Genomic DNA, 26034 nt, shown 5'->3' with positions numbered 1-26034 from the left:
AAAATTCTGTGCAATCGGCAAACTGAACGTTTTACACTATCTCACTTTCCGGAAACGATTTCAGACAAAGACCGAAATTTATAAAAAGCTGAATCCTTGTCGCAGCTGATTTATATCCATCACAGAATCCCTTCCAGCAAAAAAGCCAGCGTTATGCTGGCTTTTTTGCTGGATACGATTTTAAAACGACAGGCTTACCTCCGCCCTCTGAAAACGGCAGACTGATGGAAAGCCTCCAGTGAAACCGGTTCATTACTGTTGCCACACAAACGGCTGGTCAGTTTCAGCATTTCCTTGATATCCCGTCCACTGGAATACGGAAAGTCGCGGACAAGATCTTCAATAAGCTTGTCAGACAATTCAACCTGAAACTGTTCAGACAGGGATTTCCACAATTTGATGGCATCCTCTTTCGGAGGCGTTTCATAACGGATCACCGCAATGCAACGGGAGAGAATAGCCTCATCCACATCATCGACACGATTGGTCGTCATGAACAGCAAACCGTCAAAATATTCCAGCGTCCTCAAAAACTCCGCGACAATGGCGTTATGCTCCAGATCATTGTCGCGACGGCGGATATACACATCCGCCTCATCCATTAACAAGATCGCATCCCAACGTGCCGCGCGCTGCAAAACGGTGGACAGTGCCGCTTCAACGCTTTCGCCTGACGTACCCAGCTGGCCGGAATGAACACGATACAAAGGCTTGCCTGCAACCTCCGAATAGACTTCGGCCGTCAGTGTTTTCCCAAGGCCTGCCGCTCCCATACACAGGATCGTCGTTCCACCTGATTTGCCTTCAATAATGTCATCGACCAGCATATCCGTATGCGCAGTCAAAATATCGATCAGCCTGCGGTGTTCTTCCGGCAAGACGAGTTTGTCCTTCAATTCCGGCCTGTACTGGTATTCTTCCAGATTCTGGACATGTACCCAGCAATTTTCGTGCTGTTCAAGATAGAACATCCGGAGATAACAGTGAATCGGAATCTGTCCCGGCGTCCCGTCGATGATGCCTCCATCACCGGAATGCGTTTCAATCCGCCGTTCTATGACTTCTTCATCATTGACACATTTGATAGCCGTATCTTTCGGAATCCGGAATAACTCCAGGTTTTCGGACAATCTGGTTTCTCCCGGCCTGATCAGGAAACCGAAATCTCTTGCCAGAAACTGTTTTCCATAGAATGGCTGGAAAGTGGTGAAACGCTGGTGCTGTCTTTCGTATTCTTCCCTGAATTCCGGACATTCCTTGTAAAAGCCCTTTTGCGAGAGCAATTCGGGAATGGACAGTTTGCCCATCTCTCTCTGATAAAACAGAATGGCACTTGTCATGCCACTCCGCCATTGCTCCGGAACGGCATCGTCAACACGAGTGGTCGCGGCAATGGTATTGGCCAGCAACTGGATACTGACATACGGCAGAGAAGGCTTGTCATATTCCCTTGGTACGTACTCGATACTGTCAATCAGCCAGGGAAGCAGGATACCGTCTTTACTGCGCCGGTAAAGCCAGCCATCAATGGCATCGATCGACAAATATTCCTTCAGTACCGGAACCAGCATCTCGAGAGTCGGAACGGTAAATGTTCCGCCTCTTGCTTTTCTGACATTGCGTTCACCGATCAATTGGAACAACAATCCCTGGTCATCATTTTTTTCAGCCAGACGCCACAACTGTCCAAACGCATCTTCGTCTTCATCGAAAAGATGATCCGGTACAAGAATCCGGCCATTAGTCAGGCCGTGTGAACCAAGATGTTTCACCAATGCAGAATCCTTGCTGACATTGGCCAGCAATTCATTAACCAGCGAAACAGAAAGATCAAACTCCATATTAGCTTTCAACCGAACTGTGAAAATGCCTATTATCGGATAAAACAGGATTTTCCTGTTACTGCATTCATGAGATGAAAACAGGCAATAAACCGAAGCCAGCATAAAGCTGGCTTCAGTCGTTTACAAAAAACATTCAAAAAACGGACAGGCGCATCATTCGTCGACCAGATACAGATCCTTGTCCTTGTCTTGCAGGAAGACCTGTGCAAAACCTTCTTTTTTGCCTTTTTCAAACTGCTCTTCGCCCCATTTCCGGCACGCGTCGCAAGCATAACGTGGAATGGCGACAGCCTTGATATGGCTGTCCCTTCCGCTATCCGCCTGCGAATCGATCACGACCGTACCGCCGCAATCCGGACACTGTCTGACGACTTCGGTCTGGGTTTCGCGGATATAGTCGGTATCGTAGAAAATGCTGCGGTTGCGACGATGGAACGGCTGACTCTGGTAGAACTTGCGCTTGATCGCTTCCTTGTTTCTCCAGTTATCCAGCGTATGATCCTTCAGCTGTTTCAGATAATTGGTGATGTGCTGCGACTGGACCTGATTGCGTGGATCGTAATCCGGTTCCTTGATATGGCTGTAATCCATACCCGCCATCGCCAGAATGATACCCGTATTGATGTAAGGCAGCGCGGATTCGATCGAATAGCCGCCTTCCAGAACAGCCAGATCCGGTTTCAGACGATCATTCAACACAGCATAACCCTGAGCCGTGAACTTCATGTTCGTGATCGGATCGGAATAATGGTTATCCTGTCCGGCCGAATTGATGATCAGGTCAGGCTTGAAATCGTCCAGCAAAGGCATGACGATATTGTCGAGCGTATAAAGGAAGCCTTCTTCACAGGTTTCCGGCGGCATCGGCAGGTTGACGATAGAGCCGAACGCGTTAGGGCCACCCATTTCGTCAGGGAACCCGGAACCCGGATACAGGGTACGGCCATCCTGATGCATGGAAATGAACAGCGTATTCGGATCATGCCAGAAAATATCCTGCGAACCGTCGCCGTGATGGCAATCGGTATCGACCACAGCAATCCGTTTCACACCGTATTTGTGACGGATGTACTCGATCATGATCGCTTCCATGTTCAGCGTACAGAAACCACGGCTGCCGTGCACGACACGCATGGAATGGTGTCCGCAAGGACGAACCAGCGCGAAAGCGTTGTCCACTTCGCCGGTCATGACCTTGTCGGCTGCCGTCAATGTTCCGCCAACCGAAATCAGATGGGATGTGTGAACGATCTCATCGATATTCGGAACACAGAAATGCACCCGGTTGATATCTTCAGGTGTTGCCAGATCAGGCTTGTATTCCTTGATATTGTCGAAATCCAGCAAGCCTTCCTCAACCACCTGATCCTGCGTATAAAGCAGGCGTTCCTCACGCTCCGGATGGGTCGGCGTGATCGCATAGTCAAAAGCCGGGAAAAAAACCAGTCCTGTTTTCTTTTTCACGAAAACCCCTCTCAATTCGAATCATCTTTAATCAGACCCGGTTTGACCTGAAGTCTGACACGCATGTTTTTACCCGTCGTGGAATAGCCGCGAACCACGTTGAACACCTGGCTGTCGGCCACTTCGACCTCGATATCCTGATCCCGTGCACCAGCCTGTTTCGCCATCTTGACCAATTTGTCGGTACCCAGTTCAATCAGGTCATCCAGTGTAAACCGTCTGGAAATTTCCTGCTGGACGCCCTCTTCCGCGATACTCAGCGTTTGCGCTTCGGTATCCGCGATCATATTCAGTTCAACCGTCGTTCTGGCTGTAGCAGCGCCACTGGCATTGATCACGTCGGAGTCCCCCGGTACCTTCACCGGACAATCCATCATCTCGCCGATGCGCTTTGCCATGAAAGGAGCCGGACCGCCGACCACCACAATTTCCAGCGGCTCGATTTTCCGGCCTTCCAGCAATTCGTGAATCGTGTAAACCGGCTTGCTGTTGATTTCGGCGAGCATCGCATTGATCTTGTCCACGATCAGCGTACAGGCCAGATCGAGCACATCTTTTGCGACTTCTTCCGGTGTTTTCTTCAGTTCGGCTGCCAGCTGTTTCATGGCTTCCATTGCCTTGGCCTTGTCACCGATATCGGCGATTCCCAATACAATCAGCGCATCCGTCGTCGTCGGTACCGGGCCGTCAAACGCCATCGCAGCACCCAGACGTTCAGGCCCCAGTTTCAGGACCCCGTCTTCCACGCGAACGTGGCTGTCCCCGCCAACCCCGATCGAATGCGTCAGCAAACCGCGAACCGAGGTTTTATGGTCTTCAATCGTGATACCTTGCGGTTCGAGCAGAGGCACTCCATCGGCAAACAGAGCGATATCCGTCGTTGTACCGCCGATATCGACCGAAATGGAATCCATGTCATCCGAAACGTATGGCAGCACACCCATGATCGTCGCGGCAGGGCCGGACAGAATGGTCTGGACAGGCGTTTTGCGGGACTGTTCGAATTCAATCGTACCGCCGTCGGCTTTCAGAATATACAGGGGAACATTCACGCCCAGCTTGTCCATGTAGGTTTTCAGCTCGTTTGCGAGCTTGTCCTGAAGATGCCAGACAGCTTCATTCAGATACGTCGTCGCAATACGGCGCGGAAAATTCAGCGAACCGGACAGCTGGTGGCTCTGTGAAGCATGTTCTGCAACGTCTTTGAAAACGTCACTCACTTCCTGTTCATGAGCCGGGTTGCGGGTGGAGAACTTGCCGACAATCGCCAGCCGATTGATTTTTTCTTTTTTGAATTTCGCTTTCAGCTCGGCCAGTTCCGAACGATCCGGAGCTTCAGCCTCAATACCACGATGGCTCATGTAACCGGCCACATAATTCGCCTTGTCATACAGTGGCAAATCTTTCGGCGACACGCCCGGGCCGTTCATGACAACCAGACCGACAGGAGCCAGCTGATTCTGGACAACCGCATTCGTCGTCAAGGTCGTCGACAGGACAATGCGTTCCAGATTCTTGATGTCTTCCGGCTTTGCGACCGCTTCCGTCGCCATCATGACGCAGTTCAGAATGTTTTCCTTATCCGTCAGAACTTTCGATTTGCGGATGATTTTCCGGCCTTTCATCAGGACCGAATCGGTATGCGTACCTCCAACGTCGATTCCAAGGATCATAAACATCTCCTTTCGACAGATGTGTAAGAGGATTTCAGGGATGTGAATAGTGCCATATCGTTTTTGAAGAGAAAAAAATCGTATTGGGAAAAATCTTGCAAAATGCACTCCGGCAAGAATATCCGGCGTGCCCTTCAGGCATTACTGGACTATTGTATCATTGGAGAGTCGGAATACTCTTGATCTTGACCGGATTTCAGAGAATGGAAGACAGGATTTTTCATCCTGTTTCAAATATCAAAACCCAGAAAATATCCATTTAAAACATTATGTTCCAAACGTTCATTAAAGCATCTTGATAAAAAAGCGGCATTCCAGGTGGAAATGCCGCTTTCAGATATCGGAAAACCGGTTTATTTCACGCGTTCGAACACAGCCGCAAAGAATCCGTCTGTCTGGTGTTGGTGGGGCATCAGCTTCAGGTAATCTCCCATTTCAAGGTTGACCTTCCCGTCTGCCAGAACTTTCGACATCGGTACCAGCGCAAAGCGGTCATCCTTTTTCAGGAAGTCCTCGACTATCCGGTCGTTTTCATCTTCCAGCAAACTGCACGTGGCATAAACAAGCCGTCCACCCACCTTGACCAGCCGTGCAGCCGATTCCAGAATCGCATGCTGCTTTTCCGTCATCTCGGTAATCGTTTCAGGCGTCTGACGCCATTTCAAATCAGGGTTGCGGCGCAAGGTACCGAGCCCACTGCATGGCGAATCGATCAATACCCGGTCGGCCTTGCCAGCCAGTCGCTTGATTCTGGCATCACGTTCATGAGCGATCTGGATCGGGTGAACGTTCGACAGGCCACTTCTCGCCAGCCTCGGCTTCATCTTCGCCAGCCGCTTGTCAGACACGTCGAAAGCGTAAAGACGCCCGGTATTGCGCATGGCACAGCCCAGAGCCAGCGTCTTGCCACCTGCACCGGCACAGAAATCGACGACCATTTCACCCCGTTTGGCACCGACGATCTGAGCCAGCAACTGGCTGCCTTCGTCCTGAACCTCAACCCCGCCATCCCTGAACAGAGGCATATTCTGCAAGGCGATTTTCTTCTGGAGGCGAATCCCCGTGGAAGCGAAAGGCGTCGGAGCGCATTCGACCGGCACTTCACTTAACACCTTCATCACCTCATCAGGCTTGATTTTCAAGGTATTGATACGCAAATCCAGCGGCGCTGGCGTATTCAGCACGGCAGCCAGCTTGCCCGTTTCCTCTTCCCCGATCTGTTCTGCCAGCCGGTCGTAAAGCCATTCCGGCAAATTGGCCTGCATTTTCTGCGGCAACTGGCTGCGATCCACCTTCGAAACATGGTTTAACCAGGCGGTTTCATTTTCGTCGATTCCGCCAATGGAATCCACGCCATAAATATCGGCCAGTCCCAACAACACCAGACGTCGCATCTGCGGGCCATATCCCGACTCTGAAAAATTATTGTAAATCAGCCGGTTACGAAGAATTGCATAAACCGCTTCCGCAACAGCGCCCCGTTCGCGCATCCCCAGTTTCGGATGTTCACGGAAATAACGTGAAATCACGACGTCGGCCGGACCTGAAAACTGCAGAACTTCCCTCAATACCTGTTCGGTATGGGTAATAACCATTGGTGCGAGTCTCACAACCCACCTCCCTTTACAATAAAACTAAGTGAATCAACTACTTCCGGAGACAGGTTCACACTCCCATCCTCATTCAGGCTGATCCTGTCCTCGACAATCAGACGCACGACACGGGGATAAATCCGGTGTTCCTGTTCCAGCACCCTGTCCGCCAGTTTGTCTTCATTGTCATCCGGAAAGACCGGAACGATCGCCTGTGCGATAATCGGGCCACCATCCAGTTCCGGCGTGACGAAATGAACCGTCGCACCATGAACGCGCACACCGGCGTCAATCGCCTGCTGGTGGGTATGCAAACCCCTGAAACTCGGAAGCAGGGAGGGATGGATATTGATCATCCGGCCTGTGTAATGTTCGACAAAACCCGTTGTCAGAATACGCATGAAACCGGCCAGAATCAAAAGATCAGGCTGATATTCATCGATCGTTTTCTGCAAGACGGCATCATAGGATTCCCTGTCGGGATAGTCCTTGTGCGATACGACCCGGGTTGGAATTCCTGCTTTTCCGGCGAAACCAAGACCGGCCGCATCGGCACGATTACTGATAACCGCAGACAGTCTGGCATCCCATTTTTCCTGATTGAACGTCCGGACAATGGCTTCCATATTGCTGCCCCTGCCGGAAATAAGAATGACGATATTTTTCATGACGAGATTGTACCCGTTGGGCAAGCTTTAAGCCATGTCTGCCATGAAATAAAGAGATATGATTATGTATCACTGACAAAAAAATGCCCTCCACAAAAACGCCAGTGGAGGGCACTCCGGTCTGTTCATCGGCAAGCCAGCCGATAAAAAGACCTATGCCGGAACCGGCTCCGCAGCAAACTCGAGCAGAAGTTTTTTCATACGCGAAGACCAGTAAAATCCGGCACAGGTAAACCCCATGCCAGGACCGTCGACGTCCCCTTCAAGCAATCCGGCCTTTTTCCATTGGGCCAGCAAAAGAGAGCCCGACTCACGAAGCGAATCCGGCCATTTGTCGATTGCCGGAACCCTGATCGTTTCAAACGCCATATCAAGCTCCTTGTCGAATCCTGTCTTCTCGACAGCAAGCGGAGCCTCCGTAATCCGTCCCAGCGGTTTTTCACCTCGCTCGACCATTTCCGTATATGACTTGATATCCCGCGCAGTACTGAGCCCGATCGTCCCCAGCCGCCCACCGGCGGCCGAACCGAACGGGATCATATCCGTTTGCTCACCGGCAAGCCGGTTATAGAGTGACCGTTCGTTTGGGGTGCGACGCCAGTGCCGTGGAGAAAAATGATCGAACCCTCCGGCAATCAGGTTCTTGTAAGCCGCCCCGAACAACCGTGCTTTTTCAGGAAACTCCGGTATGGCGGGCATCTTGCCCCGTTCGATCGCTTTCTCCAGCGGGCTGCCCGGAAACATCCTGAGTTCGTACAGATCCAGCCCGGCAATACGCGTTTGTTCACTGATGTAACGGACATCCTCGATCAGGATTTCCTCTGTCTGTCCAGGCAATCCGTAAAGCAGATCGATCACGACCGAGGCACCCGTATCGGCAAGCTCGTTCAAGGTCGCCCCCGCCTCCTCTCTGGAAGCCAGCCTGCCGAGCTTTTTGCGCAACTGCGTATTGGCTGCCTGAAGCCCGATGGAAAACCGGTTTGCGCCGGCCGTAACCCATGCTTGCCCCTTCTCTGCCGTAAAACCGGTATTTCGGCCTTCAACCGTCACCTCGGCATCCGGTGAAATGTCGAAATGATCGAACAGCGAACGGATGACACTCGCCATATCGTCCTTTTCAAGATCGGTGGGTGTACCACCCCCGAAATAAATCACGTCGACCTTGCGCTTGTGGGCCACATCCTTTAAAACCTCAGCCGTATCGGCGATTTCCTTCAACAGGAGCGCCGTATATTTCGCACTGAAATCCTTTTTCGTCTGATTGATGTAAAACGGGCAAAAAGTGCAATGATGATGGCAAAACGGCACATGGACATATAAGGCAAGCGGACGCTGCTGCCCCGCCATGAAGGCCTGCGGAGCAAACTCGGCAAACGTCCCTCCATTCCAGGGAGATGGTTCACGGCGCATGCCTGCCATAGGCGGCATCGTCTTCTTTTCTTCCTCGAACGCCATCGTCAGGGGATCGTCACTCATGCGTGCAAAAAAATCGGAAAGCTCACGCATCGACACTCTCCCTGATCGGCAAATCACACTGGACGGTCGTAGCCCGATACAGATAGTCGGCGTCATCCAGTATTTTCAAAACCGCTGCCGCGACGTCTTCACGCGACACATATCCCTGCCGGTTCCGGTCAGGCGCATCAAGCAGACAGAAAGCACCGGTTGCCGGTTCATTATTGAGCCCTCCCGGCCGGACAATCGTCCAGGATAAACCGGAAAGGCGCAGATAATCCTCCGCCTCCGTCTTGGCCAGCAAGGCCTCGCCCAGAAACTTTTTGACATTCCCGTTCAGACCCGCGAACTGTTCACCACATCCCATCGATGTCACCAGCACGAAACGTTCAACAGGGGCCGAGTTTTCCAGTGCCCTGATAACATTGATATTGCCTTCACCGCAAACGCGACGTCCCTCCAGGTTTTTGCCTCCCATCAGACTGACGACCCGTCTTGGACACGTTTGATCGATAGCCTGAATACAGTCATCCACTTCAAAAGCGTCGCCTTCCAGAACCTTTACGTCCAGTTTTTTCAAGGCAGATGCATCACTACCGCCCCTTACCATCGCGGCAATTTTCTCGCCACGCTTTGTGGCGAGACGGGCAATATGCAACCCCGTATTGCGTGTAGCACCGAACAAGAGCAAATCACATCCACTCATACCACCTCCCCGACACCGCCATCCCGAAAAATCGAACGCAAGGCTTCCACCTGTTCAGCGATCAGTTCTCTTTTTTCGTCGCGGCCCGCAAACACCTTGAACATGACTTCGCCCGCTTCATTCATGAACTGGATACTGAGCGTTTGCGACTTCATGAAAGGTCGTTCGACCAGATATACCGATTTGCAATTACCGGCCCGCACATGACCGTGCATCGGGCTCTTGTAATCCAGATTGTAAAAGCCATTACTTTCCGACCCCGACGGGATGTCTCCGGAAAACTCCATAATGACATCCGGAGTATTCATGACCAGAGTCATCTTGCCCAGCTTTGAAAGCATTTGCATGATTTCAATGAAACGGCTTCCGTCCGTCCATTTCCACATCTCTTCCGGAAGCAACTCGATTAATTCAGCCATGGAAAAACCACTGTTTCTTGCAAGCGCCTCGAGTATGACACCCGGATTTTCCTGCAACCTTGCCCTGACCGTTTCTTTATCCATCTGCTGTGCCGTTTGCGTCATTTCTGATTTTCCTTTCAGTAAAAATACCTTTGGACGGAAGCTTCACCACGTTGGCAAAATCATCGCGACCAAAAAATAAATGCGTCTCATTCGCATTAAGCATTGACAATTGTAAATGAGAATCATTATCATTTGAAGCGTTTTTACAGATCACCCCGATAAAAATCGGTTTTCAGAAAAATGACAACAAGCAACCCGGGTTTTTTTCCCGCACGGCATATCGACCGTTTGCCCCGGCCACTGGCCAGGGCACTTTCAGCAACAGTCCTGCTTTTGCATGGTCTTCTGGTTGCAATGGCTTTAAGGAGCATTCCCCTCGTCGAACTTGGCGGGAGCAGCGGTGGAGGAGGCAGTGGCGGTTCAACGCTTTACGTATCCGTTCTCTCAGGACAGCCAGCAGCCAATGTATCCCGTACGCAACCAACAGCTGTTGCCAGTGAAAACACGCGGATGACCAAAGAAAAACCGCAATCCGGACTGATCGCCACGCGTTCTGCTTCGAAAAGTGCCGTACAGACTGCCCCGACAATCGAAAAGAAAACAGTGAAACAGACTGAATCGACACCTCTGCAGCAACAAACTGCAGACAAAACTGCCGGTACTGCCACGACAAAAGGAATGGGCAGCAACACCGACAGAGGGACAGGAAAAGGTACAGGCAACGAAAACAATCCCGGCGCAGGACACGGAGCGAACACAGGCAACAACTTTGGTACCGGCGGATCGGGAACCGGATCGGCACGTTCCGTTTCGCTCTCGCAGCTCCGTTACAAACAGGCATTTAAACCTGAATATCCTGCCCGCTCCATACAGCGCCATGAATCCGGACAAGTCAACGTCCAGGTTGTCGTCGACACGTCCGGACGTGTTCACGACGCCCGTATCGTTTCCTCTTCAGGATTCGACCGGCTCGATGAAGCGGCCCTGAAAGCAGCCCGGCGCAGCACTTTTTACCCCTATATGGAACATGGAAGGCCGATATACGCCAGGGCCATCGTCCCTTACCGCTTCAACCTGAATAACCGATAACACCTTTTTCCCAAATACAAGAAAGCAGCACACCATGGAATCGACCGTCAGCAACATCGGATTTTCCCATTTCATTGCCCAAAGCGATTTTCTGGGCAAAACCATTCTGGCCATATTGATCGGCATGTCCATCGTCTCCTGGACACTTATCATCATCAAGGGCATTGCCGGCTGGCGTCGCAAACAGTACAGCAACCAGTTCCTGCATTTTTTCTGGAATGCCAGCTCACTGGACACCGTGCGCCATGAAATCCAGACACACGGCATCAGATGTCCATTTTCCCACCTGACTTCCCATGCACAGCATGCACAGGAACATCATGTCCACTACGGTGCAGCCAAACTGTCCGAAGCCGGTACCCAGCAGGAATTCGTCATCCGTACAATGAGAATGGTCATGGACGAAGACGCGGCACGTCTTGAAAACGGCCTGACCGTTCTGGCGACTATTGGATCGACGGCCCCGTTCATCGGCCTTTTCGGAACTGTCTGGGGCATATACAACGCCCTGATCAACATCAGCGCCAGCGGCGCAGGCACGCTGGACAAGGTTGCCGGCCCGGTCGGAGAAGCGCTGATCATGACCGGTATCGGACTGGCCGTCGCCATCCCTGCCGTCATCGGCTACAACTGGCTGGTACGCAGCAACAACGTCCTGATGTCCAAACTCGACACATTCGCCAACGAACTGCTGACCTTTCTGACGACCGGCAAACTCTATTCGATCAACAGTGAGCCAACCGATATGGCTTCACCCGTCGTTCACAACATCAAGCGAGGCTGATCATGGCATTCGGCGGATTCCAGAATAAAAACACCCGTACCCCGATGGCGGAAATGAACATGGTTCCGCTAATCGACGTGATGCTCGTTCTTCTCGTCATCTTCATCGTCACGGCCCCGATTCTGTCACACTCCGTGAAACTCGAACTCCCGCAGGCCTCTTCGAAATCCGTCGAGTCCGCAAAAGAAAAAATCGAGCTTGCCATCCGTTCCAACGGCGAACTCTTTTATAACGGCAACTCCGTTGACCGTGAAACGGCACAGGCCCTTTTTGCCGAAGCCGCCAGAAAAGATCCCATGCCCGAAGTCCATATCTATGCGGACAGGCATGCCGATTATCAATATGTAGCAGAAACACTAACGGACGCCAGTCGGGCAGGACTGTCAACTATCGGTTTTATAACCAGACCACAAGAGAAATAAAAAAATTTCCCCCATATAGAAAGCAGAAACATGAACAGGAAGATTGTCTCACTCGGCATCGGCTTTGCCTCTGCCACCTTCTGTCTTGCGCCCTTTGCCCAGGCACAGCAGGAAGAAAACCAGAACGAAAAAACACATGCTGTCGTTACCGACAAAAAGAAAAAGGACGATTCCCCGCAGGAAATGGGGGCCATCACCGTAACGGCAACCCGGCAGGAAGAAAAAGTGCTTGATGTCCCCGCCGTTGTCAGCGTCATTACCCGCGAACGGATGGAGGAACACAACGTCAACAATATCCAGGAACTGGTCCGTTACCAGCCCGGCGTTCGTGTCAACAGACAAACATCGGGAACCACTCCTTTCGGAGGCCTTGGCGGGTTCACCATTCGCGGGGTCGGCGGCAACCGCGTCCAGATCGTCGTCGATGGTGCCCGCGTCATGGAAGCGAACGATGCCGGTAACCGGGATTTTGTCGACCTGTCTACCCTGAAAGCCGTTGAAATCCAGCGTGGCCCGGCATCCGTACTCTGGGGAGCTGACGCACTGGGCGGTATGGTGTCTTACCAGACCCTGGATCCGGACGATCTCCTGAAAGGCCGACAGCTCGGCGGTCAGGCAAGCTACGGCTATGACGGAAGCAACAAGGCACATACCCAGAGTGCCATGGTTGCCGCACAGATGAACCCTGGTGCCCAGATTCTGTTTGGCTATACCCATCGTACCAACGAAGAAACCCGGCTGAGAAACGCCCGTGCCGATGGAGGGCAATGGGGCTGTAACCGCAATGCACTCGGTTGTGACCGTTTCAACCCGACTGACGCCGAAGTCAACAATGCTTTGGCCAAACTGGTTCTGCGTCCCAATTCAGACCATCAAATCAAGCTGACCGGTGAACTCTTCGATTCAGATACCAGCATCAATCAGTTATATGACAGAGGCATTCTTCCAAGTGCCATGGGTATGTCCAGTACCGATAACGGCGACCGCTTCAGGGAAGAAAAGAAAACCCGATACCGCATCGCACTGGAACACGACTGGGACGTCCATTCTTCCGCAGTCGATAACCTGACATGGCGTCTTTCCTATTCTCCGCAAAAACGATCGCTTTTCGACCGCCGCTGGTATACCAATACAAGAACAAACCAGGACTACTACGCGACCGGACATACCGACTACAGCCAGAATTTTTATCAGGCTGACATCCAGCTGACCTCCAGCTTCGATCTCGGCAAAACCAGCCATAAATTGACCTATGGTTTTCAGGGAGATAAAACCGATACCGATTACTACAATAAAAGTGTCAGCAACAACCTGACTACCGGTACGACGACAACAACAATCGGCAGTGGCACCAATTTTGCCAATGCCAAAACCATACGTGCCGACTTTTATCTGCAGGATGAAATCAAACTGTTCGATGACAGGCTCAAAGTTACTCCCGGCCTCCGTCGCGCCCACTACTCGCTTGATCCGAAACCAGACGAGCATTACTCCATCATCCCTGGAAGCGAGCCTCAAAAAATCAGTGAAAACAAATGGTTGCCACAACTTGGAACCATCTTCAAGCTGACCGACCAGTATTCGGTATATGCCCGTTATGCCGAAGGCTTCAAAATGCCGACAGCTGAACAGCTCTATACCTCATACGACATGGTTTCCATGCAACTGGTTCCCAATCCGGATCTGAAACCGGAAGAAGTCAAATCAATCGATATCGGTTTCAGAGGCCAGTTTGACAAAGGCTGGTTCTCCGTTGGTGGTTTCTACAGCGATTACACCAATTTCATTCAGGGGCGCCAGCTGGTTCCGGGTACCGCAGCTACCTATACCTATCGCAATCTGGACAAAGTCAAACTCTGGGGCCTTGAAGCTTCAGCAGAATGGCAACCGGCCCGTAACTGGACCCTCAATACCAGTGCCGTATACCAGCGCGGCAAACAACTGAACTCGGAAAGCGACACAGCTTATGTACCCTTCGATGACGCCTCCCCCCTCTCCGGCGTACTTGGCATCAAATACGACATGCCTGAATACGGCTTGTCCACACAGCTCATGGGGACTTTTTCACAAGGTGTGAAACGCGTCAGCGATGAAAAGAACTTCAAACCGGGTGGATATGCCGTATATGACGGGTATATCAACTGGCAAATTGACAAGACCTTCCGTGTAACCGCATCGGTACTGAACATCTTCAACCGACGCTATTTTGAAAGCACAGCGTCTTCCCTGGAATCCTATCCGGCTAACGTCGCGACCATTTATACCAACCCTATGGAACTCTTCACAGGATTGGGCCGCACGTTCGCCGTTACCGTTTCAGCAAATTTCTGATGGAGATATGATGACAGCACAAAAACAATCTCATGTCTCGCATCCCCGGGCAACATGGATCGATCCCATGACGGGAAAAACACTGCCATTTCAGACGCTGATGCAGGAAATGGCAAAAAAATCCGTCGTCTTGCTCGGCGAAACACATGACATCGCCGAAGTCCATCGCTGGCAACTTCATGTGGCCGCCTCGATTTATGCCTTGCGCCCCAACATGATGATGGGCTTCGAAATGTTCCCGCGCCGCCTGCAACCTGTTCTTGACGAATGGGTGGACGGGAAACTGGACACGAAAACTTTTCTTGAAAAATCGGAATGGTTCTCCGTCTGGGGTTTTCTGCCGGAACTTTACCTGCCGCTCTTCCATTTCTGCCGGCAAAACAGAATCCGGATGCTGGCACTGAACTGTTACCGCGAACTCGTCACCCGCGTCGGCAAACAGGGATGGGATGCCATCCCCGAAGCCGAACGCGACGGTCTGACACCTGCCGCACCGCCAACCGAAGCCTACCATGAGCGTCTGGCAGGATACCGCAAACATGACCCCAGGGCATCTTCCCAATCCATGCCAGAGCATGACAGGGACCGGTTCATGCGCGCCATGCAAACATGGGATCGCGCTTTTGCCTGCAACATCGTCCATGCCTTGAACGAAATCCCGGAAGGAGACCCGAAACCGGTTGTCATCGGCATTATCGGTCGTGGCCATCTCGAATACGGACAAGGAACCCCCTATCAGCTTGCCGATCTCGGCATGACCGATACCGCCGTATTGCTGACATCGGACGAAGACCAGTGGCAGCCCGAACCCGACAGGAAAATAGCCGATGCCGTTTTCCGCATCGACATGCCCGAACCCCGGGCTGTCCGGATCGCCATGCCGAAAAACAAGGAAAGCCAAAAAACACAAAATGAATAGCACTTTAAAACGCATTGCCTCCCTCACCTCCCTCTGCATCAAGGGGCCTGGTGGAAAAATCGGCATTCTTTACTGCTTCATCGTACTGGCCCTGAATCTGGTCGAAATCCAGCTGACCCTGAAAATGATTACCTGGAACAAGGATTTCTTCAGTGCACTGGAAAAATACGATGCCCAGGCCGCGCTCTGGCAAATCGGTGTAGTCGGCGTCATTACCCTTGCGAGCGCGTCCCAGTACCTGATCGCCACCTATATCCGCCAGCTTGTCCAGATCCGGTGGAGAACCACCCTGACGCAGGCCTCGCTGGAACGGTGGTTCTCCAACAAGGCCTACTGGCATCTGAATACCGATGAAAATTCGCCACTGGACAATCCTGACCAGCGCATTTCCGAAGACTGCCGGATTTTCGTCGACAGATTGACCGGAAAAGTCCTTGACCTGTTCACCGGTCTCGTCGGGCTCACCACCTATATTGCCCTGCTCTGGAAACTCTCGGCATTCCCGATAGCCTTCACGCTCTTTGGAACACCGGTCGTTATCGAACACTACCTCGTATGGACTGCTCCGATTTACGTCCTTATTTCCAGCGGGCTCACCCACTGGATGGGTGCACCTCTCATGAAGCTGAACGTCATCCAGCAACATCGTGAAGCCGACATGCGTTTCGCACTGGCGCGTATACGGGAATCGAAAGAGGCAGTCGCTCTTGAAAACGGCGAAGAAGCCGAGCGGAACATCATTGACCGACGATACAAGCGCATCCTTGAAAACTGGCGACACCTGATCAACCGGGAATTCATCCTGGGCATTTTCACCCGTCCTTATTTCATGACCGTTTTGCGCATCCCGCTTTTTCTCGCCTTTCCGGCGTATCTTATGGGATATGTGGCTCTTGGCGGACTGATGCAGCTGGGATCGGCCTTCACCCGGCTGGTCACCACGCTGTCATGGTTCATCTTTTCATACAAGGAACTGGCCGAACTGTCCGCCACCGCCAACCGTCTGGCATCTTTCATGCAGCAGGCCGAAGCGATCGGCAAGGAACCTTCTCCAATAGAATGGAACCGATCTGCCGACAAACAATTGCACATCCGCGATCTGACAGTACGCGATCCGGCTGGCGAAAATCTGCTGCACCTGCCTGAACTGATTGTCAAATCCGGTGAAGCCGTCTGGATCGACGGGCCATCCGGTATCGGCAAATCGACATTGTTGAAAACCCTTTCCGGCATCTGGCCGCACTGTGAAGGACAAGTTTCCCTGCCTCCTGGCAAAACGCTTTTTCTTCCGCAAAAAGCCTATCTGCCTTTAGGCAGTCTGGCGGAATGTATCGCTTATCCCGACAAACCTGAAAACCCGGAAACTATCCGGGAACTGATCAAAAAAGTCGGCCTGACCTGCCCACGTCACGAAGAACAGCTCAGGCAGGCGACCGAACTCGGCAGCGACTATCGCCTTTCAGGCGGAGAACAACAACGGCTCATGGTGGCACGTATTCTGGCTACCCGACCGGAATGGGTTTTCCTCGACGAAGCGACCAGTTCTCTGGATGCCGAAGCGGAAGAACAACTCTATCGCCTGTTGAGAACCTCCCTTCCCGACACCGGATTTATCGTCATTGCCCACCGTGAACCGAAAGGCCTCGGAAACTATCGGCGGATCGATCTCTGGAACAGGAAACCCCTTGAAATTCCGAACGAAAACCTTCGGGTCGCCCTTGCCTGAATCCCATGACAAACAGGCAGTAAAAAAGCAGGCGTAATGCCTGCTTTTTTACTGGAAAAACACTCCGCTTTCCGGAATCTGAAACTATTTCCGCTTTCCTCCGCTGACCCGCCCGATACCGGCCAGATCCTTCCAGCTTTGCACCTCTTCAAACCCGGCTCTGGCAAGCAACGCTCTCACCGCTACGGCCTGATCATAACCGTGTTCCATCAACAGCCAGCCCCCCCGTTTCAAATAAGCCTGTGCGCCCGAAACCAGAATCTTCAGGGCCGACAAGCCATCGGCATGATCCGTCAATGCACCGACCGGTTCAAAACGCAAATCCCCTTTTTGCAAATGATCGTCCTTCGAATCGATATAAGGCGGATTGGACACAATCAGATCAAAGGTTTCATTCACGTTTTTCAGAGCATAGAACCAGTTTCCCGCGGAAAAATGGACAGTCTGCTTCCCTTTCAATAGCGCCAGAGCATTATGCGTCGCCATATTCAACGCCTTTTCCGACACATCCGTCGCAAAGACATGTGCATCCGGTCTCTCACTGGCTATGGCAATCGCTATCGCACCGGAACCGGTTCCCATATCGACAATCTTCCCGCCATGAGGCAAGCGTTCCAGAGCCAGCTCGACCAGCAATTCCGTCTCCGGCCGTGGGATGAGGACATCAGGGCAGACCGCGAAAGACAGCCCGAAAAATTCACGTTTCCCGGTAATATATGCAACCGGTTCACCACAAACGCGTCTTGACACCACGTCCGAGAGGGCTTTTGCCTGTTCCGTCGTTAATGGATGATCCGAATGGGTGATCAGCTTGACTCGTGAAAAGCCGATGGCATATTCCAGCAAAATCCTCAATTCCAGTGGATCGAGCGGCACAGTGGAAAAAAGCGACCGGATCGTCATGCCCGCTTCAATGTCAGACATACGTACAGCCGCACCAGCAGAGTTTTCAGAACACATAAAAAATTATCCCCTGCGCATGATCCGGACAAAGACCACGGCAAAGATAAAGAACCAGATGAGCGACCATTGCGGGGGCGTCAGGCCGATAATCGGTTCCAGAAAATCACCGCAGAGACTTTCGGAACGAAAGAGAACCGGCATGGCCTTTGCTGTCCATAAATTATTGATCGCCTGTTCCAGCGGATCGCGACCGCACTGGATATCCGGATGGGAAATGACCCATAACTGGTAAAACGCCAGTCCCATTCCGATCAATGAAACGATAAAAGCGAGAAAGGCCATGAAACGCACCTTTTTCGTCAGAAAACCTGTTATGCAGCAGACGGCGACACCGATAAAAGCGTATCGCTGCAAGACGCACATCGGACAGGGCAGCACCCTCCAGACAAGCTGGAGATACAGCGCAAACAGAATGCATGCGATGCACAGAAATGAAATGGCAATGAAAAAATGTCGGGATCTCATCATGATCAGACTTATACTACCCAATTCATAACCGGGCAACCGCTTCGTCCGCTTTTTGTGAAATTAGTCACAAGGGCTTGATTTCAGGCAAAAATCAGGTACCTTCCGCCATTTCTGCCAGCAATTCGGCACGATGTTCCGCCGCCAGCGCATTGACCAGTTCGTCCATATCGCCATCCATAATGAACTCGAGCTTGTACAAGGTCAGATTGATGCGGTGGTCGGTCACGCGTCCCTGCGGATAATTGTATGTCCGGATGCGTTCGCTGCGATCCCCGGAACCGATCAGGCTCTTGCGGGTAGCCGCCTCCTTCGCATGCTGTTCCTGCATCTGCCTGTCCTTGATGCGTGCAGCGAGAACCTGCATGGCCTGTGCCTTGTTCTTGTGCTGGCTGCGATCATCCTGACACTCGACCACGATCCCAGTCGGGAAATGGGTAATCCGGATCGCCGAATCCGTCTTGTTGATATGCTGGCCACCGGCACCGGAAGCGCGGAAAGTGTCGATCCGGATATCCGCCGGATTGATATGCACGTCGCTGACATCGTCCGCTTCGGGCATCACGGCAACCGTACAGGCCGACGTATGGATACGTCCCTGCGTTTCCGTCACAGGAACACGTTGCACCCGATGGCCGCCTGATTCGAATTTCAGTCTGGAATAAACGTCGTTGCCGATCAGACGGACGATCACTTCACGATATCCGCCCAGTTCCGATTCAGATGCCGAAACGATCTCGACCTTCCAGCGGTTCTTTTCGGCAAAACGGGAATACATACGAAGCAGATCGGCGGCAAACAGCGCCGATTCATCGCCACCAGTACCGGCACGGATTTCAAGAAAAATATTCTTGTCGTCATTGGGATCTTTCGGCAAAAGCATAAGCTGCAAATCGTCTTCGATCGCCGTCATCTTCCCTTCCGCAGCTGAAATCTCTTCCTGTGCGAATTCCTTCATTTCAGGGTCGGCCAGCATTTCCTGCGCCGCATCAACATCTGCCTGAACCTGAACATAATCATTGTACAGGGCGACGACAGGTCCCAGTTCGGCATGCTCTTTGGAGAGTTTGCGATAATTGTCCTGATCGGATGCAACATCGGGCTGCATCAGCAATTCATCGATTTCTGTCAGGCGGTTGGCCAGCTGTTCCAGTTTGGCCAGCATTGATGGTTTCATTGTCATTGAAAAAAGTCGCTCCAGGTACTGCAATCGGAATAAGCGGACATTATAAATGAACAGTGCCCATCCATTAAGCGGCAAGCCCGATTAAATACAGTTTTGACATTCAAACCAATGCCTGAACAGCCGTTAACTGATACCCGAAGCCATAAACCTGTTCCAGCGAAAACCCGTTCTTTTCATTCAGCGCCAGTTTGTTTCGCACTCTTGACACGTGCGTATCGATTGTCCGGCTGAATTCGTCTTCTTCCGAATTCCAGATCGCTTCACTCAGGGTCATTCTCGAAAGGGGTTTTCCGAGATGATCGAAAAAAAACCGTCCAAGACGGTACTCTTTTGCGGACAGAGGGATATTGCGTCCCCTGAAACTTGCCCGGTCAGGATAACGCGAAAAAACATAAGGTCCGTATCGAAGCGTCTGCTCTTCGACCCTTTCCGGGTAAGCCTGCCGGATCAGTATCCCTGTACGTGTAACCAACTCCTTTGACCGGACAGGCAGACAAATGTAGTCCATCATTTTCGTTGCCATCCCCTCGAAAATCGTCTCGAACGCGTCAGGCGACACAACATGCAAAACAGGAAAAGAAAAAACCATTTCAGTAACCTGTTCCAGAAAAGACGATCTCACCTTGCCGGAAATGCCCTCTCCCAAAATCACCACTCCCGGGAAATCATAAGTGGATATCCGTGACAGAAACTCCACCATCTTCTTTTGCGTGAACAGTATGTCACAATCGAACCCGGCCGCTTCCAGCGGACTGGCCAGTTTCAAAACGGAAGATTTGTCCGGACCGAAAAGCAGAATTTTCATAGAAGATCATCAATAAACCGGTTTAATTTTAAAAAATCTTCCCTTATTTCACCATAATTGGCGGGAAGATTCACGCAACACATCAATTTACTTCAAAATTGACTTAAAATAACGCATCCCTCCTTCTTTTGCTTTCATGTCCTTATAAAGCGATATGATTGGCAAAAGTGTCATTGTTACGGCCATTTTGTTCAACCTCTTTTCTCCTGAATTTGTCAGGAAGAAAAACCGCATGAAGGAAATAAATTGGAAAAAAAACTCGCAAACTTCACGGGAAATATCGTTTTTGTCGGATTCGGCAGCATAGCCAAAGGTGTTCTCCCGTTATTTTTGCGACACCTCCCGGTAACACCGGATCGAATCAAGGTTGTCGCAGCTGATCCCGACCATGAAAAAATCGCTGAAAAATATGGCATCGAATATCGAGAGATCCGGCTGACACAGGAAAATTACCGTTCCATACTGGACCCGCTGCTCAAAAGAGGCGATTTTCTCGTCAATCTTTCCGTTTTCGTCTCCAGTCTGGCATTAATCGGACTATGCCGGGAAAAAGAGGCGCTCTACATCGATACATCCATCGAACCCTGGGAAGGCGGCTACACCGACACCGGCTCATCGGCATCGGAACGATCCAACTATGCCCTGCGTGAAGAAGCGCTTGCACTGGGACGATCCATAAAAGGCGGCCCGACCGCCATCGTCTGTCAGGGTGCCAACCCCGGTCTGGTCTCCGGTTTTCTGAAACAGGCACTCCTTGACGTCGCCAGAGACAACGGTATCACTGACAGGCCAACGACAAAAGAGGAGTGGGCAAACCTTGCCCGCCAACTCGGCATCAAAACCATCCACGTTGCCGAGCGAGATACCCAGAATACATCCGTGCGCAAAAAACGGAATGAATTCGTCAATACATGGTCTATCGACGGTTTCATCGGCGAAGGATTGCAGCCCGCCGAACTCGGCTGGGGAACACACGAAAAACACTGGCCATCCGACGCCGGCGAGCATGAATCCGGCTGCAAGGCCGCCATCTACCTCAACACGCCCGGCGCAGGCGTCAAGGTGCGCAGCTGGACACCGCTTGAAGGCGCGTATCACGGCTTTCTGATCACGCATTCCGAATCGATCTCGATTGCCGATTACCTGACCGTCCGCGAAAACGGCAAAATCGTCTATCGCCCGACAGTACATTATGCCTATCATCCATGTGACGACGCCGTCCTGTCCATGCACGAGCTGGCAGGAAAAAACTGGCAGGAACAGCCCGTCAAACGTCTGATGCGTGATGAAATTGAAGAAGGCCATGATGAGCTGGGTGTTTTGCTGATGGGTAACGAAAAAGGCGTTTACTGGCTCGGATCGCATCTCACCATCGATCAGGCCCGGGAAAGCACTCCCCACAACAATGCCACCAGCCTTCAGGTCGCGGCAGGCGTCCTCGCAGGCGTCATCTGGGCCATAGACAATCCCGACATGGGCGTTATCGAACCGGATGACATCGATCATGAGCGCATGCTTGAAATCGCCCGTCCTTTCCTTGGTGAAATCGTCGGGTCTTACGGAAAATGGACACCTCTGGAAAACCGGAACTGGCCGTTTGAAGAAGACATCGATAAGAGTGACCCATGGCAATTCAAAAATATCCGGGTCGCCAGTTGATCGGCACAACGGTCATAAAACAAAAAGCCATCATAAAACAAATGATGGCTTTTTCAATTTCTGGTGCGGATAAAAGTGATAACGGAATCAGATGGCTAGCTTGTGCTTTCGGCCGCCCGTTTCGTAAAACCGTTCCGCCCTGAAAAAAGCCAGCGCATCAGGCAAGGCAAAATGGGCCGGAAAAGTCGATTGCAAACGTTTGCATTTGCGAGACCTTGCAAAAAACTTCGCTTCTTCCACGAGCTGATGCGCGATTTTCCGGCGGCGGTAATCGGGGCGAACGTACAATTTGTCAAGAATGGCGTAAGGTTCTTCACGCAACTGGACCGGCATCTGAAAAACCGAAACAAACCCCAGCGGATGCCCTTTTGGCGTCGTTGCCATCAAAACAGCATAATCGGGCATATCCAGAAATTCGAGCAGTTCGGCTTCAATTTTTCCGGAGTCAGGTTCAAAACCGTTCAGGCTGGCGCAAGTTGCCACTTCGTTCCAGAATTCTGAGATCAATCGAACCAGATCGCGCAACTGCGACTCATCCGCTCTTTTAATGACAACGCTCATTACTTCCAGTTACAACCGCCACTATAAGCAGTCTGTTTCTCAAAAGGTTTGGCAACAGCGATTCGTTCATCGTTATCCTTGCGTTTGACATAAGCCACCATATTGTCCTTGTCTTCCGCAATCATATATTCCACCCCGGGCTGCAAATCGGCCTCGATCTTGTAACAATGCAAGTCGTCCGGATAAACGATATGGCCACCCTGAATGTTCATGGCACCGATGACATGCTTGCCAGCCGTCAGGACATACACGACGTTTTCATAAGGATTCGGCGTGTCGGCAAGATCGATATGTTTGCCATCCAGACTGCGGAAAAAAAGCGAACCTTCCTGAAGGATCGCGGTTTGAGAAGGCTGGTGCAAAGGAGCGCCACCAATAGCAATCTGCCTTGGCTTCGAACAGGCTGCCAGCAGAACAAAAGAAAAAAGAACAAGAACTTTACATGAAATACGCATAACCCATCCATTCAACTGGAGCGAACAGTCTTTTTGTAAAACTTCCAGAGACCGCCAAGCACAAGCGGAACGACCGCCGCAGCAATACCGAGCAAAACAATCGTATTCAAATGGTCGCGGATAATCGGAATATTACCGAAAAAATACCCCCCCAGAACAAGGCCGACCACCCAGACAATCGCACCGACTACATTGTAAATCTGGAATTTTAACAGATGCATTTCCGAAACGCCGGCAACGAAGGGCGCAAATGTCCTGACGAGCGGAACAAAGCGGCACATCGTAATCGTTTTACCACCATGTTTCTCAAAAAAGACCTGCGTCATCATCAATGCCTTTTTATCGATCCACCGGTAATTTTTCGTAAAAACCGCCCTGCCGATCTTTCTTCCGATAAAGTAATTCAGATTGTCGCCAGTCACTGCCGCGATAATCAACATAATTATCAGCAATTCCACACTCATCGCACCGGTCGCGCAAAAAGCCCCGCCGATGAACAGCAAGGTGTCCCCCGGAAGAAAAGGCGCAACCACCAGTCCCGTCTCGCAAAAAATAATCGCAAACAGGATCACGTAAACCCAGGTGCCGTACTGAGTGATAATCGTTCCCAAGACTTTATCGACATGCAGGATAATGTCGAGAAATTGCATAATGTCCATGACAGGCCAGAAAAAGAAAGTAATTTAAAACCGCAACTGTGAAGTATAGAAGAAAAGCATGTCAAACAAATGAAAAAGCCGCAAAATTTCTGATTATTTTTTGTGCAATGACATCAAAAGAAAAGGCTCGAAATAAAAATATGGCACCGGACGATCTTCCAATGAATATTTCCTTTTATACCGGTATCAATAAACGTTATTTCCGATATTGTCCGGGGAATACTTTATAATCGGTGTCATGATAAACGATACTGTACAAACCGATCATCCCGTTCATCGGAGCTCGTCGATACAACTGCTAACGGACACACTGATTTCCCAGATCGCGGCCGGCGAAGTCGTCGAAAGACCGTCCGCCGTCGTCAAGGAACTGCTCGAGAACGCAGTCGATGCCGGCTCCACCCAGATCGAGATCCGGCTTGAAAACGGTGGTATCAAGCGCATCGCCATCATCGATAACGGTTGCGGCATCCCGCCCGAACAACTCCGGTTGGCATTGACACGCCACGCCACCTCCAAAATCGCGTCATTGAACGACCTGGAAAACGTCGCGACACTGGGGTTTCGCGGCGAAGCGCTGGCTTCCATCGCCTCCGTCGCCGACCTGACCCTGCAATCGAGAACGGCTGAAGAACCCCATGCATGGCAAATGAGAGGAAACGATCCAACTGGAACATTAAGCCCCTGTTCCGGCGGCTTCGGCACGACCGTTGACGTCCATGAGCTTTATTCCAATACACCCGCCCGACGGAAGTTTCTGAAATCCGAACAAACCGAATATGGGCATTGTGCAGAAGTCGTCCGCAGGATCGCACTGGCACAGCCCGGCATCCGCTTCACTCTCATGCACAACGGCAAGGCGACAGCGCAGTGGAATGCCCATAACCTGTCACAGCGCTGCAATCAGGTACTGGGCGAACAATTCGCCCAAAGCCAGCTTCCGATCGATATCACTGTCGGTGAAGGTGCCAACAGCCTGAGACTTTATGGCTTCATCGGGCAACCCACCGCATCCAGAACCCGTGGCGACATGCAATATTTTTACGTCAACGGCCGTTTCGTGCGTGACCGCCTCTTGACCCACGCCGTGCGCGCAGCCTATGAAGACGTTTTGCATGGCAACCGTTACCCCGCCTACCTGCTTTACCTGACACTTGATCCGTCACTTGTAGACGTCAACGTCCATCCTGCCAAAATCGAAGTCCGTTTCCGCGACAGCCGCTCGATCCATCATTTCATCCATCAATCCGTCAGCCGTACCCTGGCTCAAACGATGGAACCGCATGCAGCAGCGGACGAGTCGATTGCCTATGCCGAAACGCCTGCAAGAAGCCCCGTATCCTGGCACAGCAACACCCCGTCGCCCGTTTCCTATGGCGTAGAACAAAAAACGGCAAGCTACGGTGCCTTGTTCAGGCAATCCCGTGAACAGGAAGAAAGCCATTCCAGCCCTCTTCCCATGCCTGCAACAGAATTATCCGATCTTTTCAGGATCGATGAAAAAACGGAAGAAGATTTCCCTCTCGGTTTTGCGCTGGCCCAACTGCACGACATTTACATTCTCGCCCAGAACCGGCACGGTCTTGTGCTGGTTGACATGCACGCAGCCCATGAACGAATCGTTTATGAAAAGCTTAAAACCGCTTTGGATGAAAAAACGCTCCAGACCCAGACATTGCTTATTCCCGTCACCATGAAAGTCTCCGAAGTCGAAGCGGGAACCGCGCTTGAAAACAGGGAAACCCTGCAGGAGCTGGGATTCGACATCTCTGCCCTCACTCCTGAAACGATCGCCGTCAGAACCGTGCCGACTTTGCTGCGTGAAGCCGATACGGCAAACGCCCTCCGCAATATCCTGCGCGATATGCACGAGTACGGCACTTCGTCCATTGCCAAAGAAAAACGAAACGAACTGCTGGCCACCGTCGCGTGTCATAACGCGGTAAGAGCTAACCGTTCACTGACGATCACCGAAATGAATGCCCTCCTGCGCCAGATGGAACAGACCGAACGCGCCGACCAGTGTAATCACGGACGACCGACATGGACACAACTGGGCTTGTCTGAACTCGACGCCCTCTTCTTGCGCGGACAATGACCTCAGGAATGGTAAACCGGAATCGATATAAATAACATCTACTCAA

At 51.6% G+C, this 26034-nt stretch carries 23 protein-coding genes; 8 read left to right on the top strand and 15 right to left on the bottom strand.

Features of this window, described 5'->3' with window-relative positions; translation table 11 throughout:
• Positions 1–194: 194 nt before the first annotated feature.
• The 8 genes from BRW83_RS05565 to hutX form a co-directional block, all read right to left on the bottom strand.
• On the bottom strand, positions 195–1841 hold the full coding sequence (locus BRW83_RS05565; RefSeq protein ID WP_036603843.1) for an AAA family ATPase: 1647 nt from the start codon (positions 1839–1841) through the stop codon (positions 195–197).
• Between the two features lie 156 nt (positions 1842–1997).
• The gene (locus tag BRW83_RS05560; RefSeq protein ID WP_005880861.1) at positions 1998–3308 is read right to left on the bottom strand and encodes a histone deacetylase family protein; all 1311 of its coding nucleotides are present in this window, start codon (positions 3306–3308) and stop codon (positions 1998–2000) included.
• Positions 3309–3319: 11 nt separating this feature from the next.
• Complete coding sequence (locus BRW83_RS05555) at positions 3320–4981, bottom strand: hydantoinase/oxoprolinase family protein (protein WP_005880862.1); 1662 nt, start codon at positions 4979–4981, stop codon at positions 3320–3322.
• 353 nt (positions 4982–5334) lie between these two features.
• Positions 5335–6591, bottom strand: coding sequence for an RsmB/NOP family class I SAM-dependent RNA methyltransferase (locus BRW83_RS05550; RefSeq protein WP_005880863.1), 1257 nt, complete (start codon positions 6589–6591; stop codon positions 5335–5337).
• The gene (purN, locus tag BRW83_RS05545) at positions 6588–7241 is read right to left on the bottom strand and encodes a phosphoribosylglycinamide formyltransferase (protein WP_005880864.1); all 654 of its coding nucleotides are present in this window, start codon (positions 7239–7241) and stop codon (positions 6588–6590) included. The genes BRW83_RS05550 and purN overlap by 4 nt, the downstream gene beginning before the upstream one ends.
• 153 nt (positions 7242–7394) lie before the next feature.
• Positions 7395–8747 (bottom strand): heme anaerobic degradation radical SAM methyltransferase ChuW/HutW, encoded by a 1353-nt coding sequence (hutW, locus tag BRW83_RS05540; protein WP_050757731.1) that lies wholly within the window; start codon positions 8745–8747, stop codon positions 7395–7397.
• Entirely contained in the window at positions 8740–9402 is a 663-nt protein-coding gene (locus BRW83_RS05535; RefSeq protein ID WP_005880866.1) for an NAD(P)-dependent oxidoreductase, read from the bottom strand. The genes hutW and BRW83_RS05535 overlap by 8 nt, the downstream gene beginning before the upstream one ends.
• Complete coding sequence (gene hutX, locus BRW83_RS05530) at positions 9399–9926, bottom strand: heme utilization cystosolic carrier protein HutX (protein WP_005880868.1); 528 nt, start codon at positions 9924–9926, stop codon at positions 9399–9401. Before hutX ends, BRW83_RS05535 begins: the two co-directional genes overlap by 4 nt.
• A 180-nt stretch (positions 9927–10106) precedes the next feature.
• On the opposite strand from hutX, the gene BRW83_RS05525 reads away from it, so the two are divergent.
• Genes BRW83_RS05525 through BRW83_RS05500 form a run of 6 tightly spaced genes read left to right on the top strand, consistent with a single transcriptional unit; the run spans position 10107 to position 17137 of the window.
• The gene (locus BRW83_RS05525) at positions 10107–10955 is read left to right on the top strand and encodes an energy transducer TonB (protein ID WP_005880871.1); all 849 of its coding nucleotides are present in this window, start codon (positions 10107–10109) and stop codon (positions 10953–10955) included.
• A 34-nt stretch (positions 10956–10989) separates the two neighbouring features.
• Positions 10990–11739, top strand: coding sequence for a MotA/TolQ/ExbB proton channel family protein (locus BRW83_RS05520; RefSeq protein WP_005880872.1), 750 nt, complete (start codon positions 10990–10992; stop codon positions 11737–11739).
• Positions 11740–11741: 2 nt separating this feature from the next.
• Positions 11742–12161, top strand: a complete 420-nt coding sequence (locus BRW83_RS05515) for an ExbD/TolR family protein (protein ID WP_005880873.1) — start codon at positions 11742–11744, stop codon at positions 12159–12161.
• Between the two features lie 30 nt (positions 12162–12191).
• A complete protein-coding gene (locus BRW83_RS05510) occupies positions 12192–14492 on the top strand; it encodes a TonB-dependent hemoglobin/transferrin/lactoferrin family receptor (RefSeq protein WP_005880874.1) in 2301 nt (766 codons plus the stop codon).
• 7 nt (positions 14493–14499) lie between these two features.
• On the top strand, positions 14500–15411 hold the full coding sequence (locus BRW83_RS05505; protein ID WP_145814985.1) for a ChaN family lipoprotein: 912 nt from the start codon (positions 14500–14502) through the stop codon (positions 15409–15411).
• Positions 15404–17137, top strand: coding sequence for an ABC transporter ATP-binding protein/permease (locus BRW83_RS05500; protein ID WP_050757732.1), 1734 nt, complete (start codon positions 15404–15406; stop codon positions 17135–17137). Before BRW83_RS05505 ends, BRW83_RS05500 begins: the two co-directional genes overlap by 8 nt.
• An 84-nt stretch (positions 17138–17221) precedes the next feature.
• Here the strand turns inward: BRW83_RS05500 and prmC are convergent, their stop codons facing one another.
• The 4 genes from prmC to BRW83_RS05480 form a co-directional block, all read right to left on the bottom strand.
• A complete protein-coding gene (gene prmC, locus BRW83_RS05495; RefSeq protein ID WP_005880877.1) occupies positions 17222–18061 on the bottom strand; it encodes a peptide chain release factor N(5)-glutamine methyltransferase in 840 nt (279 codons plus the stop codon).
• 42 nt (positions 18062–18103) lie between these two features.
• The gene (locus BRW83_RS05490) at positions 18104–18568 is read right to left on the bottom strand and encodes a disulfide bond formation protein B (RefSeq protein ID WP_036602972.1); all 465 of its coding nucleotides are present in this window, start codon (positions 18566–18568) and stop codon (positions 18104–18106) included.
• A gap of 91 nt (positions 18569–18659) precedes the next feature.
• A complete protein-coding gene (gene prfA / locus BRW83_RS05485) occupies positions 18660–19742 on the bottom strand; it encodes a peptide chain release factor 1 (protein ID WP_005880879.1) in 1083 nt (360 codons plus the stop codon).
• Positions 19743–19851: 109 nt separating this feature from the next.
• Positions 19852–20556: a response regulator transcription factor gene (locus BRW83_RS05480; protein WP_005880880.1), complete on the bottom strand. Its 705-nt coding sequence runs from the start codon at positions 20554–20556 to the stop codon at positions 19852–19854.
• Between the two features lie 246 nt (positions 20557–20802).
• Here BRW83_RS05480 and BRW83_RS05475 point away from each other — a divergent pair, with 246 nt between their 5' ends.
• Positions 20803–22215, top strand: coding sequence for a homospermidine synthase (locus tag BRW83_RS05475; protein WP_005880882.1), 1413 nt, complete (start codon positions 20803–20805; stop codon positions 22213–22215).
• Between the two features lie 87 nt (positions 22216–22302).
• Here BRW83_RS05475 and BRW83_RS05470 read toward each other — a convergent pair whose 3' ends face one another.
• From BRW83_RS05470 to BRW83_RS05460, 3 genes are read right to left on the bottom strand one after another with little or no spacing between them, the layout of a single operon-like run.
• Positions 22303–22776, bottom strand: coding sequence for a GNAT family N-acetyltransferase (locus BRW83_RS05470; RefSeq protein ID WP_005880883.1), 474 nt, complete (start codon positions 22774–22776; stop codon positions 22303–22305).
• Entirely contained in the window at positions 22776–23231 is a 456-nt protein-coding gene (locus BRW83_RS05465; RefSeq protein WP_005880884.1) for a hypothetical protein, read from the bottom strand. Before BRW83_RS05465 ends, BRW83_RS05470 begins: the two co-directional genes overlap by 1 nt.
• Before the next feature lie 11 nt (positions 23232–23242).
• Positions 23243–23890 (bottom strand): VTT domain-containing protein, encoded by a 648-nt coding sequence (locus BRW83_RS05460; protein ID WP_005880885.1) that lies wholly within the window; start codon positions 23888–23890, stop codon positions 23243–23245.
• A gap of 238 nt (positions 23891–24128) precedes the next feature.
• Between BRW83_RS05460 and mutL the strand changes: the two genes are divergently transcribed.
• Positions 24129–25988, top strand: coding sequence for a DNA mismatch repair endonuclease MutL (mutL, locus tag BRW83_RS05450; protein ID WP_036602979.1), 1860 nt, complete (start codon positions 24129–24131; stop codon positions 25986–25988).
• The last annotated feature ends 46 nt before the right edge of the window (positions 25989–26034 follow it).

Source organism: Oxalobacter formigenes (genome assembly GCF_002127965.1).
Lineage (GTDB): Bacteria > Pseudomonadota > Gammaproteobacteria > Burkholderiales > Burkholderiaceae_D > Oxalobacter > Oxalobacter formigenes.
This window is presented reverse-complemented; position numbering and strand designations above follow the sequence as displayed.